15 protein-coding genes and 1 riboswitch are annotated in these 15,546 nt (G+C 66.2%); of the genes, 11 read left to right on the top strand and 4 right to left on the bottom strand.

Annotated features, from left to right (window positions below; genetic code table 11):
• Nucleotides 1–39 precede the first annotated feature (39 nt).
• Together ACTU6V_RS07140 and ACTU6V_RS07135 are read right to left on the bottom strand one after the other, a co-directional pair.
• Nucleotides 40–927 carry a carbohydrate ABC transporter permease gene (locus ACTU6V_RS07140; RefSeq protein WP_443467263.1) on the bottom strand — a complete coding sequence of 296 codons (888 nt, stop codon included), beginning with the start codon at nt 925–927 and terminating at the stop codon, nt 40–42.
• Nucleotides 924–2,036 (bottom strand): carbohydrate ABC transporter permease, encoded by a 1,113-nt coding sequence (locus ACTU6V_RS07135; protein ID WP_443467264.1) that lies wholly within the window; start codon nt 2,034–2,036, stop codon nt 924–926. Before ACTU6V_RS07135 ends, ACTU6V_RS07140 begins: the two co-directional genes overlap by 4 nt.
• Nucleotides 2,037–2,156: 120 nt before the next feature.
• Between ACTU6V_RS07135 and ACTU6V_RS07130 the strand changes: the two genes are divergently transcribed.
• The 9 genes from ACTU6V_RS07130 (at nt 2,157) to ACTU6V_RS07090 (ending at nt 10,121) form a co-directional block, all read left to right on the top strand.
• On the top strand, nt 2,157–3,164 hold the full coding sequence (locus ACTU6V_RS07130) for a LacI family DNA-binding transcriptional regulator (RefSeq protein ID WP_443467265.1): 1,008 nt from the start codon (nt 2,157–2,159) through the stop codon (nt 3,162–3,164).
• Between the two features lie 37 nt (nt 3,165–3,201).
• Nucleotides 3,202–4,065 carry an Fpg/Nei family DNA glycosylase gene (locus ACTU6V_RS07125; protein ID WP_443467266.1) on the top strand — a complete coding sequence of 288 codons (864 nt, stop codon included), beginning with the start codon at nt 3,202–3,204 and terminating at the stop codon, nt 4,063–4,065.
• Nucleotides 4,066–4,119: 54 nt separating this feature from the next.
• Nucleotides 4,120–4,263, top strand: a riboswitch (FMN riboswitch).
• A gap of 51 nt (nt 4,264–4,314) precedes the next feature.
• Nucleotides 4,315–5,352, top strand: a complete 1,038-nt coding sequence (ribD, locus tag ACTU6V_RS07120; RefSeq protein WP_443467267.1) for a bifunctional diaminohydroxyphosphoribosylaminopyrimidine deaminase/5-amino-6-(5-phosphoribosylamino)uracil reductase RibD — start codon at nt 4,315–4,317, stop codon at nt 5,350–5,352.
• Nucleotides 5,352–6,002, top strand: coding sequence for a riboflavin synthase (locus ACTU6V_RS07115; RefSeq protein ID WP_443467268.1), 651 nt, complete (start codon nt 5,352–5,354; stop codon nt 6,000–6,002). The genes ribD and ACTU6V_RS07115 overlap by 1 nt, the downstream gene beginning before the upstream one ends.
• Nucleotides 5,999–7,273 (top strand): GTP cyclohydrolase II, encoded by a 1,275-nt coding sequence (gene ribA / locus ACTU6V_RS07110; protein WP_443467269.1) that lies wholly within the window; start codon nt 5,999–6,001, stop codon nt 7,271–7,273. The genes ACTU6V_RS07115 and ribA overlap by 4 nt, the downstream gene beginning before the upstream one ends.
• Entirely contained in the window at nt 7,270–7,746 is a 477-nt protein-coding gene (gene ribH / locus ACTU6V_RS07105) for a 6,7-dimethyl-8-ribityllumazine synthase (protein WP_443467270.1), read from the top strand. Before ribA ends, ribH begins: the two co-directional genes overlap by 4 nt.
• A 47-nt stretch (nt 7,747–7,793) precedes the next feature.
• Nucleotides 7,794–8,150 carry a Fe-S protein gene (locus tag ACTU6V_RS07100; RefSeq protein ID WP_443467271.1) on the top strand — a complete coding sequence of 119 codons (357 nt, stop codon included), beginning with the start codon at nt 7,794–7,796 and terminating at the stop codon, nt 8,148–8,150.
• 50 nt (nt 8,151–8,200) lie between these two features.
• On the top strand, nt 8,201–8,554 hold the full coding sequence (locus tag ACTU6V_RS07095) for a hypothetical protein (protein ID WP_443475308.1): 354 nt from the start codon (nt 8,201–8,203) through the stop codon (nt 8,552–8,554).
• Nucleotides 8,555–8,738: 184 nt separating this feature from the next.
• Nucleotides 8,739–10,121, top strand: coding sequence for an MFS transporter (locus tag ACTU6V_RS07090; protein WP_443467273.1), 1,383 nt, complete (start codon nt 8,739–8,741; stop codon nt 10,119–10,121).
• A gap of 20 nt (nt 10,122–10,141) precedes the next feature.
• On the opposite strand, the gene ACTU6V_RS07085 is transcribed toward ACTU6V_RS07090, so the two are convergent.
• Nucleotides 10,142–11,173 (bottom strand): LD-carboxypeptidase, encoded by a 1,032-nt coding sequence (locus ACTU6V_RS07085; RefSeq protein ID WP_443475307.1) that lies wholly within the window; start codon nt 11,171–11,173, stop codon nt 10,142–10,144.
• Nucleotides 11,174–11,295: 122 nt separating this feature from the next.
• Here ACTU6V_RS07085 and ACTU6V_RS07080 point away from each other — a divergent pair, with 122 nt between their 5' ends.
• Entirely contained in the window at nt 11,296–11,502 is a 207-nt protein-coding gene (locus ACTU6V_RS07080; protein WP_443467275.1) for an AsnC family protein, read from the top strand.
• Between the two features lie 27 nt (nt 11,503–11,529).
• Nucleotides 11,530–13,437, top strand: a complete 1,908-nt coding sequence (locus ACTU6V_RS07075; protein ID WP_443475306.1) for an ABC transporter ATP-binding protein — start codon at nt 11,530–11,532, stop codon at nt 13,435–13,437.
• Nucleotides 13,438–13,656: 219 nt separating this feature from the next.
• Here the strand turns inward: ACTU6V_RS07075 and ACTU6V_RS07070 are convergent, their stop codons facing one another.
• Nucleotides 13,657–15,519 carry a phosphoenolpyruvate carboxykinase (GTP) gene (locus ACTU6V_RS07070; protein WP_443467277.1) on the bottom strand — a complete coding sequence of 621 codons (1,863 nt, stop codon included), beginning with the start codon at nt 15,517–15,519 and terminating at the stop codon, nt 13,657–13,659.
• Nucleotides 15,520–15,546 lie beyond the last annotated feature (27 nt).

The raw sequence follows: 15,546 nt of genomic DNA, 5'->3' as shown, positions 1-15,546 counted from the left end.
CAGCAGCCGATCGGCCATCGATGGCCGGAGTATGGATGGTCACTTACTGCCCGAGGTCATCGAGATGCCTCGGATCAGGTGCTTCTGGAAGAAGATGAACACGAGCAGCAACGGCAGCGAACCGATCAGCCCGCGAGCCATGAGGCTGCCGAGCTCAGTCGCCTGGGCGAAGTTTCCCTGCAGCGATGCAAGGCCCGTGGTGATGGTGAACATCTCCGGGTTCGTTGCAGAGACCAGTGGCCAGAGGTAGTCGTTCCAGGTCTGCACGAAGGTGAAGATCGACAGCGCGATCATCGAAGGCCGAGCCAGCGGCAGCATGACCGAGAAGAAGGTCCGCCAGGGGCCCGCGCCGTCGATGCGCGCCGCTTCTTCCACTTCTGCCGGAACCTGCGAGAAGAACTGTGTCATCAGGAAGACGCCGAGCGGGGCGGCGATACGCGGCAGGATCAGCGCGGCGTAGGTGTTGTGCATCTCCACGTCGGCCACCATCGTGAACAGGGGGATGAACATCGCTTCTTTGGGGATCATGAGGCCTGCGAGAACGCTGGCGTACACGATCGTCTTGCCGCGGAACGTGAAGCGCGCGAATGCGTAGCCCGCCATCGCGCACAGCAGAACCGTGAGCAGCGTGGTGAAGATCGTCACGATCGCGCTGTTGAGGAACCAGCGGCTGGTGAGACCGACGCTGAAGACGCCGAGCAGGTTCTCCAGTGTGAAGCCCTGCGGGATGAGAGTCTGGGTCTCTTTGGTCAGTGCCTGGTTGTCGCTCAGCGAGAGCGACAACATCCAGAGCATCGGGATCAGCCAGACGAGGGCTGCGACGATCATGGCCACGTGGTACCAGGCGGTGACGACACCGCTGCGTTTGATGCGAACCGGTCGACGCGCAGCATTCCGGGCGGTCGTGGTCATCGCCTGCGTGCTCATTTGCTGTCGTCCTTGCCGAGGGTGCGCATTTGGATGAGGGAGACGACGAGCATCACTGCGAAGAGGAACAGTGACATCGCCGAGCCGTAGCCGAGCTCGAAGTCGCGGAATCCGGTCTCATAGATGTGCTGGATCAGCACGAGGGTCGAGGTGCCTGGTCCACCGCCGGTCATGATGTTGACCTGGCCGAAGACCTGGAACGATGCGATCACCTGCATGACCATGACCAGCAGCAGCACGTGCTTGAGTCCGGGAAGAGTGATGCTCGTGAACTTGCGCCACGCGCCGGCGCCGTCAAGCGATGCCGCCTCGTACAGCGCGGGGTCGACGTCCTGGAGGCCTGCGGCGAACAGCACGAGGTTGAAGCCGACCGTCCACCAGATGGTGGTGGCGATCACGGCGAGCATTGCGACGTTCGGGTTGGCGAGCCAGGGAATCGGATCGATGCCGAGCGGTTCGAGCAGGGCAGCGAGCAGCCCCTGGTTCGGCGAGAGGAAGTAGGTCCACACCAGCGTCACGACCGACACGGGCAGGATATACGGCAGGAAGAAGACCATCTGGTAGATGCGCGTGCCCCGGCGGTTCCCCTGCAGGGCGAGAGCCATCACCAGGCCGAGACCGGCGATCAGCGGTGTCGAGATCGCCGTGAACAGCAGCGTGTTCTGCAGCGCGGTCCAGAAGTCAGGATCGAACCAGAACCCGCCCTCGGCCGGGTGGAAGCCGAGTGCGACGACGAGAGCCAGGATGCCGGCGACGCCGAGGCCGATGCCGAGAGTGAGCCGGCGGCGCAGCAGCGGCTTGATGAGCAGAGCGAGCGCGGCGACGACCAGGATCACGCGCGGCAGCGCGAGGTGGCTCATCGACCACGTGATGTCGTGGCCCCACAGCATCCGCTCGAAGTTGTCGATGCCGATGAAGTCGCGGGTGGCGCCGAGCAGGTCCCAGTCGTGGAAGCTCATCCAGACGGCCTGCACGACCGGGTAGATCACGAAGATCAGGTACAGGAGCAGGAACGGGGCTGTGAACGCGATGCCGTACTTCAGGCCGCTGCCGCTGCGCTGCGAGGCTCGGCGCATGCGACTACGTCCGGTGGTCGACTGACTCGACATCCATATCTCCCTTTTGCCACGTTGCAAACCAGCAATGCATATATTTTTGCCACGTTGCATATCTGGTGTCAAATGCGTCTGCGAGGATGGGATCGAATTGTGATCGATCAAGGAGGACGAATGAGCGCGAGTATCACTGACGTGGCGAAGCTCGCGGGTGTCTCTCCGCGCACGGTCTCCAATGTCGTGAACGACTTCGTCCATGTTCGCGACACCACCCGCCAGCGCGTGCTCGCCGCTATCGAAGAGCTGGGATACCGTCCGAACATCTCGGCCCGCCGCCTGCGTCAGGGACGCACGCGGATCCTCGGATTCGCAGTGCCCGAGCTCTCGCAGCCCTACTTCGCCGAGCTCAGCGAACTGGTCGAGATCGCTGCGCAGAAGCGCGGATACACCGTCATCGCCACGCAGACCGGCGGCATCCGCGAGAACGAGGTGCGCGCCCTCCGCGACCTCGGTTCGCACATCGTAGACGGGCTCGTCTTCTCACCGATGTCGATGGAGAAGGAAGAGCTCTACCGCACTCCCCCGAATGTGCCCACCGTGCTCATCGGCGAGCAGATCTCCAGCTCGCGCTACACGAACATCGCCATCGACAACGTCGCAGCGACCGCGGACATCACCCGACACCTGCTCGAGCGCGGCCATCGGCGCATCGCCACGCTCGGCGCATATCACTCCGACGTCTACCGCAGCTCGCGCCTCCGGCTCAGCGGCTACCGCCAGGCACTCGACGATGCAGGTGTGCCCTTCGACCCTGACCTCGTGCTGTACACCGACCGTTTCGGAAGGCAGGCGGGGCTGGAAGGCATCATGCAGGCGTGGCAGGACGGCACTCGCTTCGACGCTCTCGTCTGCTTCACCGACCTCCTCGCCTTCGGTGCGATCCGAGCCTTCGCCAACCTCGGTGTGCGCATACCCGACGACGTCGCGATCGCTTCGATCGATGACGTGCAGGAGGCGGAGTTCTCCGTTCCCTCGCTGACGACGATCGCACCGGACAAGCAGGCGATCGCTGATCAGGCCGTCGATTCGCTGCTCGCGCTGCTCGATGACAACGACCTGGAGCCGACGAACATCGACATCGGGTACGAGCTGATCGTGCGCGAGAGTTCCGGACCGAACTGATCCCCCGAACGTCCGACGCCGGTGGCAGGATGGGCGCATGCCCGAGATGCCTGAGGTGCAGGGACTCGTCGACTTCCTCGGAGAGCGCGTGGTCGGGCACGCGATCACACGCACCAGCGTCGGCGAGATCGCGGCCCTGAAGACCTACGATCCGCCGAACACCGCCCTGCACGGCGCGACGATCACTGCGGCGAGCAGACAGGGCAAATTCATCGTCCTCTCCTGCGGAGATGAGCTGCATCTGGTCTTCCACCTCGCCAAGGCGGGCTGGCTGCGCTGGTACGAGCTGCTGCCGACCACGCTGATCAAGCCGGGCAAGTCCCCGATCGCGCTGCGCGTCGCACTCGATGACGACAGCGGCTTCGATCTCACCGAGGCGGGCACGAAGAAGTCGCTGGCCGTCTACGTCGTGCGCGACCCTCAGGACGTCCCAGGGATCGCGCGACTGGGTCCGGAACCGCTCGGCGCCGATTTCACCCGCGACGCGTTCGCCGCTCTTCTCGAGGGCAAACGGATGCAGATCAAGGGGCTGCTGCGCGACCAGAGCGTCATCGCCGGCATCGGAAACGCCTACAGCGATGAGATCCTGCACGCCGCGAAGATGTCGCCGTATGCGATCAGCGGCAAGCTCGATCCCGCCGAGGTCAACCAACTCTACGACGCGATGCAGAGCACGCTGAAGGATGCCGTGTCGACAGCATCCGGTAAACCGCCGGCCGACCTCAAAGACGCCAAGCGTTCCGGGTTCCGTGTGCACGCACGCCGAGGCGAAGCGTGTCCGGTCTGCGGCGACACCGTCCGCAGCGTGTTCTTCGCCGACCGCTCACTGGAGTACTGCCCGACATGCCAGACCGACGGCAAGATCCTCGCCGACCGGCGACTGTCCCGCCTGCTCAAATGACCTCGTGCAACGCGGAATGAATCCCGGGCTTGCGCGTTGACTACACTGAGCATCAACGTGCTCCGGGGTCGGTGAGAATCCGAACCGGCGGTGACAGTCCGCGAGCGCTTCGGATTCCGAAGTGCCGATCCGGTGAAATTCCGGGACCGACGGTGATGCGAGAGAGATCTCGCTAGTCCGGAAGGGAGGCAGCACGATGCGCGCAAGCGCGACTTCTGTCATCCCCGGAGCCAGACCGAAGGACGACGGATGGCAGTGACCGGGGCAGAGCGCCACGCGATGACGCGCGCGATCGAACTCGCCGCCCGCGGCCCTCGCGGTGTCAATCCGCAGGTCGGCGCAGTGATCCTCTCCCCCACAGGCGACGTCATCGCCGAGGGCTGGCATCGTGGCGCCGGCACCCCGCACGCTGAGGTCGACGCGCTCTCGAAGCTCGAAGACGGTGCCGCCCGCGGGGCGACAGCGGTCGTCACTCTCGAGCCCTGCAACCACACCGGACGCACGGGGCCCTGCGCGCTCGCGCTGATCGACGCCGGCATCGCCCGCGTGATCTACGCCGAGAGCGACCCCGGTGACGCATCGAGCGGAGGCGCCGAGCGGCTGCGTGCCGCCGGCGTCGAAGTGCAGTCCGGAGAGCAGACCGATGCCGTCGACACCCTGATCTCCGACTGGCTGACCGCGCATCGACTGGGCCGCCCGCACATCACGGTGAAGTGGGCGCAGAGTCTGGACGGTCGTGCCGCCGCCTCAGACGGCACCAGCCAGTGGATCACCGGCTCCGATGCGCGGGCCGACGTGCACCGCCGCAGGTCCGCTGCGGATGCGATCATCGTCGGCACGGGCACCGTGCTCGCAGACGACCCCGCGCTCACTGCCCGCGACGGAGATGCCCTGTACGACGATCAGCCGATCCCCGTCGTGATCGGGTCGCGCAAGACACCGGCGGATGCCGCGCTGCGCCGTCATCCGCACGAACCGCTGTTCTACGACACGCGCGATCTGCACGCCGTCGTCGCCGATCTTCATGCCCGCGGCATCCAGAGCGTCTTCATCGAGGGCGGTCCGACTCTTGCCAGCTCGTTCATCGCCGCGGGTCTCGCCGACCGCATCCTCGCCTATATCGCCCCCGTGCTCCTCGGCGGCGATCGCCTGGCTCTCACCGATATCGGCGTCCCGACCATCGCCGCTGCGCGGCGCCTTGCCGTCGACGAGTGGAAGCCGCTCGGCGCGGACCTGCTCGTGATCGCCCACGTCATCGACGACGACCCCCAGGGAGGAACCCACTGATGTTCACCGGAATCATTGAAGAGATCGGCGAGATCACCGCTATCGTGCCGTCCGGCGACGGCTGGCGTCTGACGGTGCGCGCGGCGAAGGCCGCACACGATGCCGTGCACGGCGAGTCGATCGCTGTCTCGGGTGTCTGCCTGACCGTGGTCGATTCTTCACCCGACACCTTCACCGTCGACGTCATGAAGCAGACGCTCGACGTCTCGGCGTTGGCGACGGCATCTGTGGGAACGGCAGTCAACATCGAGAAGGCGATGCCGGTCGGTGCCCGCCTCGGCGGACACATCGTGCAGGGGCATGTGGACGGCACCGGCGTCGTCATCGATGTGCGTCCCGGCGATCAGTGGAGCGTGCTGCGCGTCTCCCTCCCCGCGGAGCTCGCACCACTCGTCGTCGACAAGGGGTCGATCTCGATCGATGGCACCTCCCTCACCGTCAGCGCGGTGAGTGAGGCGATCCCTGAGCCTGTCGAGGGGGCGGCCAGGCGCGACTGGCTCGAAGTCTCCCTCATTCCCGAGACCCTTGTCGCCACCACTCTCGGGCGCCTGGTCATCGGCGACCGCGTCAACCTCGAAACAGATATCCTCGCCCGTCATGTCGAGCGCCTTCTGGCGTTCCGGGCCGCTGCGGAAGGAGGCTCGCGATGAGCCTGTCCACCATCGAAGAAGCCCTCGAGTCGCTGAAGGCAGGTCGCCCTGTCATCGTCGCCGACGATGAGGATCGCGAGAACGAGGGCGACATCATCCTGTCGGCCGAGCTCGCCACACCCGAATGGGTCGCGTGGACAGTGCGCTGGTCATCCGGCTTCATCTGCGCCCCGATGCCGTCTGATCTCGCCGATCATCTAAACCTCCCTCCGATGGTCGAGGCCAACGAGGACGCCCGCTCCACCGCCTACACCGTGAGCGTGGATGCGGCCGAGGGCGTCACGACCGGCATCAGTGCCTCCGACCGCGCACACACTCTGAATGTTCTCGCGAACCCGGAGTCCACGGCGACGAGCGTCATCCGTCCCGGCCATGTTCTGCCGCTGCGCGCTGTCGATGGTGGCGTGCGCGAGCGCAGCGGCCACACCGAGGCAGCCGTCGACCTCATGAAGCTCGCGGGCCTGCACCCCGTCGGCGCGATCGCCGAGGTCGTCGCCGAGGACGGCAGCATGATGCGTCTGCCCGGGCTCCAGGAGCTCGGCAGGAGCAACAGCATCCCCGTCATCACGATCGAGCAGCTCATCGCGCACCTGAACGTGATCGACCCGCTCTCCGAGCCGATCACCCCCTCGCGCAGTGGTCGCCGCCGCGTGAGCCTGCGAGCGGATGCCACGGTGCCGACCGACCACGGCACGTTCCGCTTCCTGGCGTACAAGGATCGCGTCACCGGAACCGACCACATCGCGGTCGTCTCGGGGGAGCTCGGCGAGACCGCGCTCGTGCGTGTGCACTCGGAGTGCCTGACCGGAGAAGCCTTCGGTTCCCTGAAGTGCGAGTGCGGGCCGCAACTGGATGCCGCACTCGACGCGATCGAGCAGGACGGCGGCGTCGTCATCTACATGCGCGGCCACGAAGGACGCGGCATCGGCCTGATCAACAAGCTGCGCGCCTACAGCCTGCAGGAGGACGGGCTCGACACCGTCGACGCGAACCTCGCCCTCGGCCTCCCCGCCGACGCGCGCGAATACGCGGCAGCCGCCGGCATCCTGAGCGACCTGGGGGTGTCGAAGGTGCGCCTGATGACCAACAACACCGACAAGGTCAGCAAGCTTCGCGAGCTCGGCCTCGATGTCATCGAGCAGGTGCCTCTGATCGTCGGCGTCGGACCGAACAACCACCAGTACCTCGAGACCAAGCGCGATCGCATGGGCCACATCATCGGCGAGGACGAACTCGCCGCGGCCCTCGCCGAAGGAAAGGACAACGCATGAGCGGCGTCGGAGCCCCCTCCCCTACTGAGAAGATCGACGGCACAGGTCTGCGCGTCGTCGTCATCGCCGGCACCTGGCATGATGTCATCACGAACGGGCTGATCGCCGGCGCAGAGCGCGTGCTCACAGCATCCGGAGCGTCTTTCGACACCGTGCGCGTGCCCGGGTCCTTCGAACTCGCCATCGCCGCGCAGGCGGCGTTCGCCGGTGGGGCGGATGCTGTGGTCACACTGGGCGTCATCATCCGAGGCGGCACTCCTCACTTCGAGTACGTATCGGCGGCGACCACCGACGGACTCACGCGCGTCGCCCTGGATGCCGGAAAGCCGGTCGGATTCGGCGTACTCACTCTCGACGATGAACGGCAGGGTCTGGACCGGGCAGGCCTGGAAGGGTCGAAGGAAGACAAGGGCGCTGAGGCCGCGGATGCCGCGCTGCGCACAGCGCTTGTCGTCAAGGCGCTGCGCGGCTGAGGGTCGCCTGTGTGGCGGGAGGATGCGCGGAGGGCTAGCCTGTGGGCATGGAGACCCTGCGCCACATCGTTCTTTTCATCCACCTCATCGGCTTCGCCACGCTCTTCGGATCGTGGGCCGTGCAGGCGTTCGGTGGCAAGCGCCAGTTCACGAGCCTGATGAACACAGGCATGGCGATCGCCGCTGTCGCCGGTTTGATCCTCGCAGCCCCGTGGGGTCTGCCCGAGGGCTTCGAGATGAACTACGCCAAGATCGGCACCAAGCTTGTGATCCTGCTCATCATCGGTGCACTCCTCGGCATCGGCCTCGGCAAGCAGCGCAAGAACCAGAGTGTCGCACCGGCCCTGTTCTGGCTCGTCGGCGTCCTGACGCTCGTCAACGCCGGTATCGCTGTTCTCTGGTGACTCCGCGAGGTGTCACGACGCGAGCGCCTTCGTGATGCCCTCCGTCGGCGATGAGGCAACAGATCGTCGACGGCTCCGACGATGCTCATCAGCCCGCCCGGCCGCGGTTCGACGCTGAAGTCGATCAGCGCCTGCGCCAGCTCCGTGCTCATGCGTCCACGGACGAGCACTTCGAAGACCTGCGCGGTGTCCTGTTCGCGATCGGGATGTTCCTCGCCGGCGCTGCGCTGGGGCTGCTCGCCTCACAGCTCGGCAACGTCAACATGTCGAGTGTGACCGAGAAGGACACCAGTGAGGTCGGCGGACTCCAGGGCGTATTCCAGAACCTCGGCTCCTCGCTCGGCACCGCGCTGATCGGGTCGATCCTGATCGGCGCGCTGTCGACTTCCTTCGCCGCGGGGTGACGGCGAGCAATCTGCCGAGCGACGTGCGCGAGACCGTGATCGATGCTCTTCTCACGCGGAATACCCACCGAGCTCGCGATCCGACGACGAACGAGATCGTCGGAGAGCCAGTGATCGACGAGCTCTCCGAAGGCGTAAAATCCCGAGGTGCTTGTCTCTCGAGCATCCGAACGTCAGGAGTACCTTGAGCGCCCCCGTCAAACCCGCCAACCCGCGCTCGCGCGTCATCACCGCGAGCCTGGTCGGAACCACCATCGAGTTCTACGACTTCTACGCGTACGCGACGGCTGCGGTCCTCGTGTTCCCGATTCTGTTCTTCCCGAGTGACAACGAGACGGCCTCTCTCCTGGCCTCTTTCGCCGTCTTCGGTGCGGCCATGGTCGCGCGCCCGATCGGTGCGATGGTGTTCGGTCACTTCGGCGACAAGTACGGACGCAAGGCGACGCTGGTGGCATCCCTGCTCACGATGGGAATCGCGACCGTGCTCATCGGTCTGCTCCCGACGTTCCAGCAGATCAACTGGCTCGCACCCCTGCTGCTGCTGGTTCTGCGTCTCGCCCAGGGCTTCGCACTCGGCGGAGAGTGGTCGGGCGCGGCCCTCGTCGCCACCGAGAATGCGCCGAAGGGCAAGCGCGCCTGGTACGGGTCCTTCCCGCAGCTGGGTGCGCCGATCGGCTTCATCATCGCCAACTTCATCTTCCTCGCGATCAACTGGCTGCTGCCGCACGCCGAGGATCCGGCGCTGAAGTCCGAGGCGTTCCTCTCCTGGGGGTGGCGCATCCCGTTCCTGTTCTCGGCCGTCATGGTGATCATCGGCCTGTGGGTGCGTCTGAAGCTCGTCGAGTCCGACACCTTCAAGAAGGCCGAGGAGAAGGGCACCATCCGCAAGATGCCGCTCGTGACGGTGTTCCAGCACCATTGGAAGCAGCTCATCCTCGGCACGTTCATCATGCTGGCGACGTACGTGCTGTTCTACCTGATGACGAACTTCACCCTCACGTACGGCGTCGCGCTGACGGATGCTGAGGTGCCAGGTCTCGGGTTCGGATACACCGACTTCGTGCTGATGCAGATCGTCGGCGTCGTCTTCTTCGGAATCTTCACGCTGCTCTCCGGCCCGATCGCCGATGCCATCGGCCGCCGGAAGCTGCTGTTGTGGGTGACCGGGGCGATCATCGTGTTCGGCCTCACGTTCAACGTCTTCCTGATGCCGACGGCTGACCCGAAGTTCACCGGCGCACTCGTGCAGGCGTTCCTCGTCCTCGGCTTCATGCTCATGGGAACGACGTTCGGACCGATGGGCGCACTGCTGCCCGAGCTGTTCCCGACCAATGTGCGCTACTCAGGATCTGCGATCTCGTACAACGTCTCGTCGATCCTCGGCGCCGCTGTCGCGCCGTTCATCGCCGTCGCGCTGTGGGCTGCGGCCGACGGTTCACCGTGGCTGGTCGGCATCTATCTCGCGGCGATGGGTGTGCTGACCTTCATCGCGCTGATCTTCACGCCCGAGACGAAGGATCACGACTACGAGTCCGACCTCGGCCTCGCGCAGAGCGCGGAGCTGTGAACCCGGAGCCGTAAGCGCAGTCAGTAGCGGGCGAACACTTTCTGCTGCGCACCGTCGAGCACCATCTGGCCGCCGTAGGGCACGATCCACTGCGGCCGGGTGTGCCCGAACGGCACACCGACGCACACGACAGCATCCGGGTTGTAGCGGGCGATCGTCTCGATCACCACGTCGCGCTGGGCGGCGCGCAGCGCGTCTGCCTCGGCCGCGGACGGAAGGAACTCGAAGTCGCTGACCGGCGGGCGAGCGACGACGACACCGGCGATAGCCGCGAGGATGCCGCGCTCCCCCAGCCCGCGGAGCCACCGTGCGACCCATCCAGCCGCTGGACGCTCCTCGCTGGTCTCCACGAGCAGGATCGCGCCTTCGAGATCGCCTGCGGCCGGCAGACGGTCCGCGAAGGCGAGCCCGTCGAGTACCTCGAGGCATCCACCCCAGGTGCGGCCTTCCACGCGCTTCGCGGGGCCCGCCCAGGTCCACTGGTCGGTCGGGATCCGGTCGCCGTACTCGGTGAGCGCGCGCGAGTCTTCCCATCGCTTACCCACGTCCTCAGACTCCCCCGGTTCGGTGAGCTCGATCTCGCCGCCGTCGAGAAGGGCTGCGCGCAGGGACCGCAGGTGGATGTCATCGACAGCGGGACCTGGGCCGAGATGCACGGCAGTCGATCCGCCGTAGAACCCCTCGACACCGTGGCGCCAGAGCCAGTTGAGGATGTTCGTATTGTCGCTGTATCCGACGAACGGCTTCGGGTCCGCTATCGCGAACGCGGCATCCAGATGCGGCACGACGAGAATCTGGTCGTCCCCGCCGATCGTGGCGAGAATCGCCCGGATGCTCGGATCGGCGAACGCCGCATTGACATCGGCCGCACGCGCCGCGGGGGTCGCGCCGAGCTCGCTCGTCGTCGGGTACTCGAGCGGGATGAGCCCCGTCAGATCTGTGAGCCGCCGCAGCGCCTGCTCGTGCAGCTCTGGCGCCACGGCGGGAGCGGCGAAGGAGGGAGAGAGGACGGCGACGCGGTCACCGGGAACGAGCTTGGGCGGTGTGAGCATCCGCCCATTGTGGCATCTGCCCGGCGTCCGCCTTGCCCGGCAAGACTCGCGCTCGATGAGGCATCCGCGGAACCGCGTCAACATGGCTTGACGATCGAACCGTGTCAATATATATTGACGATATGACCGCACGCACCGCGCAAGAGCTCGACCCCGACGGCGAGCCGATCGCCGAGCTGCACCGGCTCGCCGGCATCCGCACCGAGATCGCGCGTGCCGAAGAGGCTCAGGTGCACCGCGCCCGCCTGGCCGGATACTCCTGGCAGGCCATCGCCAGCGCCCTCGGAGTGACGAAGCAGGCCGCGCACAGGAAGTACGGTCGTAGGTAACCCCTTTTACTCAGATCGAGGTCTCGCATGTCTCGTACGGCGCCCACCCGCCGACGCGGACGCGGCGCGCAGCAGGACGGCCCGCGCGCCACATTCCGTCAGCTTCTCCCCTTCCTCTTCGAGCACAAGCGCACGCTGATCGTCGTCGCGGTGCTCAGCGTCATCGGCGCCGCCACCTCACTCGTGCAGCCGCTGCTGGTCGGACAGGTGATCAGCGCGGTGCAGACCAATCAGACCCTGGGCATGCTCGTGTGGGCGCTCGTCGGGTTCGTGGTGATCTCCTCCGTCATCTCGGGATACCAGCACTACCTGCTGCAGCGCACGGGAACGGCCGTCGTGCATTCCAGCCGCCGCCAGCTCATCGCCCGCATCCTGCACCTGCCGATCCGCGAGTTCGACGCCCGCCGCACCGGTGACCTCGTCTCGCGCGTCGGCACCGACACGACACTGCTGTACGCCGTGCTCACCCAAGGACTGGCGGATGCCGTCGGCAGCACGGTCCTCTTCGTCGGCGCACTGATCGCGATGCTCATCATCGACCCCATCCTGCTGCTGATCATCGTCGTGGTCGTGGGCGTCTCACTCACCGTCGTCGTGGTCCTCGGCGGACGCATCCGCACGGCATCATCCGCTCAGCAGGTGAAGGTCGGCGAGCTGGCATCTGCCGTCGAACGCGCTGTCGGCTCTATCCGCACCGTTCGGGCCTCGGGCGCGACCGAACGCGAGTCAGAGGCGGTCTCAGGGCTCGCGAAGGATGCGTACGGCATCGGCGTGCGCATCGCCAAGGTCTCGGCGCTCGTGGTGCCGATCTCGGGCGTCGCCCTGCAGCTCTCGCTGCTCGCCGTGCTCGGAGTCGGCGGCTTCCGCGTCGCCGCGGGGGCACTCACCGTGGCATCCCTCATCACATTCGTCATGTTCCTGTTCATGCTGCTCATGCCGCTCGCGACGACCTTCGGCGCGATCACCTCGGTGAACCAGGCGCTCGGAGCGCTCGGTCGCATCCAAGAGGTCTTGGACCTCCCGACCGAGGATCAGGACGACGCAGCGATCGCGGCATCTGTGAGCGACACTTCGACAGGCTCAATGAGCGCGAACGGTGCGGCACCCGCGCTGTCGTTCCATGACGTGCGCTTCCGCTACCCCGACGCCGTCATCGCCGCCCGCGAGGCCGCGACGAAGGAAGCGCGCACGCTTCTGGTCGACGCGCATCTGGAGCGCACAGAAGAGGCGTTGGATGCTGAAGCACCCACCGGCCACGACGTGCTCCGCGGCGTCTCATTCGACGTGCCACGCGGTGCACGAGTCGCGCTGGTCGGACCCAGTGGTGCGGGCAAGAGCACGATCCTGTCTCTCGTAGAGCGCTTCTACGACCCGACCGGTGGTTCCATTCGCCTGGACGGACACGACATCCGCACCTATCCGCGCGCCGAGCTGCGCGCCCGCTTCGGCTACGTCGAGCAGGATGCCCCCACACTCGCCGGAACGCTCGCCGACAACCTGCGTCTTGCCTCGCCCGACGCGACGGATGCCCACTGCGAGCGGGTACTGCGCGCCGTGAACCTCGGCGATGTGCTCGAGCGCGGGCCGCTGGGCCTTCAGACACCGGTGGGAGAAGACGGCGTCATGCTCTCTGGCGGTGAGCGCCAGCGCCTCGCGATCGCCCGCGCACTGCTGACCGAGGCTCCGATCCTGCTGCTCGACGAATCGACTTCGTCCCTTGACGGGGTGAACGAGCAGCGCATGCGCGAGGCCATCGATGCCGTGTCTGCCGACCGCACGCTCGTTGTGATCGCCCACCGGCTGTCGACGGTGGTCGACAGTGATCTGATCGTCGTGCTGCAGGACGGCGAGGTCGTCGGAAGCGGCACGCACACCGAGCTGGTCGAACAGGTTCCGCTGTACCGGGATCTCGCCCGGCATCAGCTGCTGGCGTAAGGCCCTCGACTCGCAGCATCCGGTCGGATCTCACGATTTACGGACTCTGTCCCGATCTGCAGACTGATTCCCCCGAAACGTCAGCAGAACGGGACAGGCCCGGATGATCGGGCGCGTGCGCCCGGCTATCTCGCGGCAGCAGGATGGCGGGACCACTCAGCCATGGGTCATCCCAGTCATCCCGCCGCCGCGGGTCTCAGTGAGACTGCAGATGCAGCCTCAAGCTTGTGCGAGGCGGTAGCGCAGCGAGGCGAGCTCGGTGCGCAGGGCCGCCGGAAGTGTGTCACCGAAGGTGTCGTAGAACGCCTCGGTCGAGTCGGCTTCGGCCGCCCAGGCCACCGGATCCACCTCGAAGAGCTCCTCGAGATCCTTCTCCGGCACATCCACGCCGTCGAGGTTGAGGTCCTCCGGACGGGGCAGGCGACCGATCGGGCTGTCAATTGCGGTGACCTCGCCGCTGATACGACGGATGATCCAGTCGATCACGCGGGAGTTGTCGCCGAATCCAGGCCACAGGAAGCGGCCGTCCGAACCGCGACGGAACCAGTTGACCTGGAAGATGCGCGGTGCGCGGTCGAAGCGCAGGGACCGGCCGACCTTCAGCCAATGCGCGAAGTAGTCGCCCATGTTGTAACCGCAGAACGGCAGCATCGCGAAGGGGTCGCGGCGCAGTTCGCCGACGGTTCCCTCAGCTGCGGCCGTGCGCTCCGAGGAGATGGTCGATCCGAGGAAGACGCCGTGCGTCCAGTCCGTGGCCTCGACGACGAGCGGTACGTTGCTCGCGCGGCGACCGCCGAACAGGATGACGTCGAGCGGGACTGCCTCTTCCCAGTCATCCGAGATCTGCGGACACTGCGCGGCAGCGACCGTGAAACGCGAGTTCGGGTGCGCAGCAGGGCGACCGGAGTCAGGCGTCCAGTCATTGCCCTCCCAATCGATGAGGTTCGCCGGCGGAGCGTCGGTCAGACCCTCCCACCAGACGTCGCCATCGGGGCGAAGCGCGACGTTCGTGAAGATCGTGTTGCCCCAGAGCGTCTCGATGGCGGTGACGTTGGTCGACTCGCCCGTGCCCGGTGCGACGCCGAAGAAACCGGCCTCGGGGTTGATGGCCCACATACGGCCGTCTTCACCCGGGCGGATCCAGGCGATGTCGTCGCCGAGAGTCTCGACCTTCCAGCCGGGGATGGTCGGGCGCAGCATCGCCAGGTTCGTCTTGCCGCATGCCGAGGGGAAGGCGGCAGCCACGTGGTAGGCCTTGCCCGCGGGATCGATGACGCGGATCAGGAGCATGTGCTCGGCGAGCCAGCCCTCGTCGCGGGCGATGACCGACGCGATCCGCAGCGCGAAGCACTTCTTGGCGAGGATGGCGTTTCCGCCGTAGCCAGAGCCGTAGGAGTAGACCTCGAGAGTGTCGGGGAAGTGCACGATGTACTTCTCGTCGCTGCACGGCCACTCGACGTCGTTCTCACCAGGAGCGAGCGGTGCGCCGACCGAGTGAACGGTCTTGACCCACGGCTTGCCCTCGGCGATCTGACGGGTGACCGCGTCTCCAACGCGGGTCATGATGCCGATGGATGCCACGGCGTAGGCGCTGTCAGTGATCTGGACGCCGATATGCGAGAGCGGACCGCCGATGGCACCCATCGAGAACGGCACGACGTACATCGTGCGGCCGCGCATGGAACCCTCGAAGATCTCGTCCATCTTCTTGTGCATCTCGGTGGGCTCAGCCCAGTTGTTCGTGGGGCCGGCGTCCTTCTCCTTCGCGGAAGCGATGAAGGTGCGCGCCTCTGTGCGAGCGACATCGCTCGGGTGAGAGCGGGCGAGGTACGACCCTGGGCGCCACTCGGGATTGAGCTTGATGATCTTGCCCTCATCGACGAGCCCGCGCAGAATCGCGTCGTTCTCGGCGGCGGAGCCGTCGACCCAGTGCACGGCGTCGGGCTGAGTGAGTTCGGCGATCTCGTCCACCCAGACCTGAAGCTCGGCCATGGCAGGCGTGTCATAGGTCGGAGCCGCTCCCAGGGTTCGCACTGCGGTAACCGCCGGAACGCGAGGGGTGAAGGTCTCAGCCATAGCCATGTCTACTCCTTGGTGATCGAAGAGATC

This window comes from Microbacterium zouquanmingi (genome assembly GCF_052266675.1).
Lineage (GTDB): Bacteria > Actinomycetota > Actinomycetes > Actinomycetales > Microbacteriaceae > Microbacterium.
The sequence above is the reverse complement of the archived record's forward strand: the minus strand, read 5'-3'. Positions and strand labels throughout refer to the sequence as shown.

Coding starts and splice junctions, on each gene's coding strand:
- ACTU6V_RS07115 (WP_443467268.1), top strand. CDS start 5,352: ATGTTCACCGGAATCATTGAAGAGATCGGCGAGATCACCGCTATCGTG.
- ACTU6V_RS07085 (WP_443475307.1), bottom strand. CDS start 11,173: ATGCTCACACCGCCCAAGCTCGTTCCCGGTGACCGCGTCGCCGTCCTC.
- ACTU6V_RS07140 (WP_443467263.1), bottom strand. CDS start 927: ATGAGCACGCAGGCGATGACCACGACCGCCCGGAATGCTGCGCGTCGA.
- ribD (WP_443467267.1), top strand. CDS start 4,315: ATGGCAGTGACCGGGGCAGAGCGCCACGCGATGACGCGCGCGATCGAA.
- ribH (WP_443467270.1), top strand. CDS start 7,270: ATGAGCGGCGTCGGAGCCCCCTCCCCTACTGAGAAGATCGACGGCACA.
- ACTU6V_RS07125 (WP_443467266.1), top strand. CDS start 3,202: ATGCCCGAGATGCCTGAGGTGCAGGGACTCGTCGACTTCCTCGGAGAG.
- ACTU6V_RS07095 (WP_443475308.1), top strand. CDS start 8,201: ATGAGGCAACAGATCGTCGACGGCTCCGACGATGCTCATCAGCCCGCC.
- ACTU6V_RS07080 (WP_443467275.1), top strand. CDS start 11,296: ATGACCGCACGCACCGCGCAAGAGCTCGACCCCGACGGCGAGCCGATC.
- ACTU6V_RS07130 (WP_443467265.1), top strand. CDS start 2,157: ATGAGCGCGAGTATCACTGACGTGGCGAAGCTCGCGGGTGTCTCTCCG.
- ACTU6V_RS07070 (WP_443467277.1), bottom strand. CDS start 15,519: ATGGCTATGGCTGAGACCTTCACCCCTCGCGTTCCGGCGGTTACCGCA.
- ribA (WP_443467269.1), top strand. CDS start 5,999: ATGAGCCTGTCCACCATCGAAGAAGCCCTCGAGTCGCTGAAGGCAGGT.
- ACTU6V_RS07075 (WP_443475306.1), top strand. CDS start 11,530: ATGTCTCGTACGGCGCCCACCCGCCGACGCGGACGCGGCGCGCAGCAG.
- ACTU6V_RS07135 (WP_443467264.1), bottom strand. CDS start 2,036: ATGTCGAGTCAGTCGACCACCGGACGTAGTCGCATGCGCCGAGCCTCG.
- ACTU6V_RS07100 (WP_443467271.1), top strand. CDS start 7,794: ATGGAGACCCTGCGCCACATCGTTCTTTTCATCCACCTCATCGGCTTC.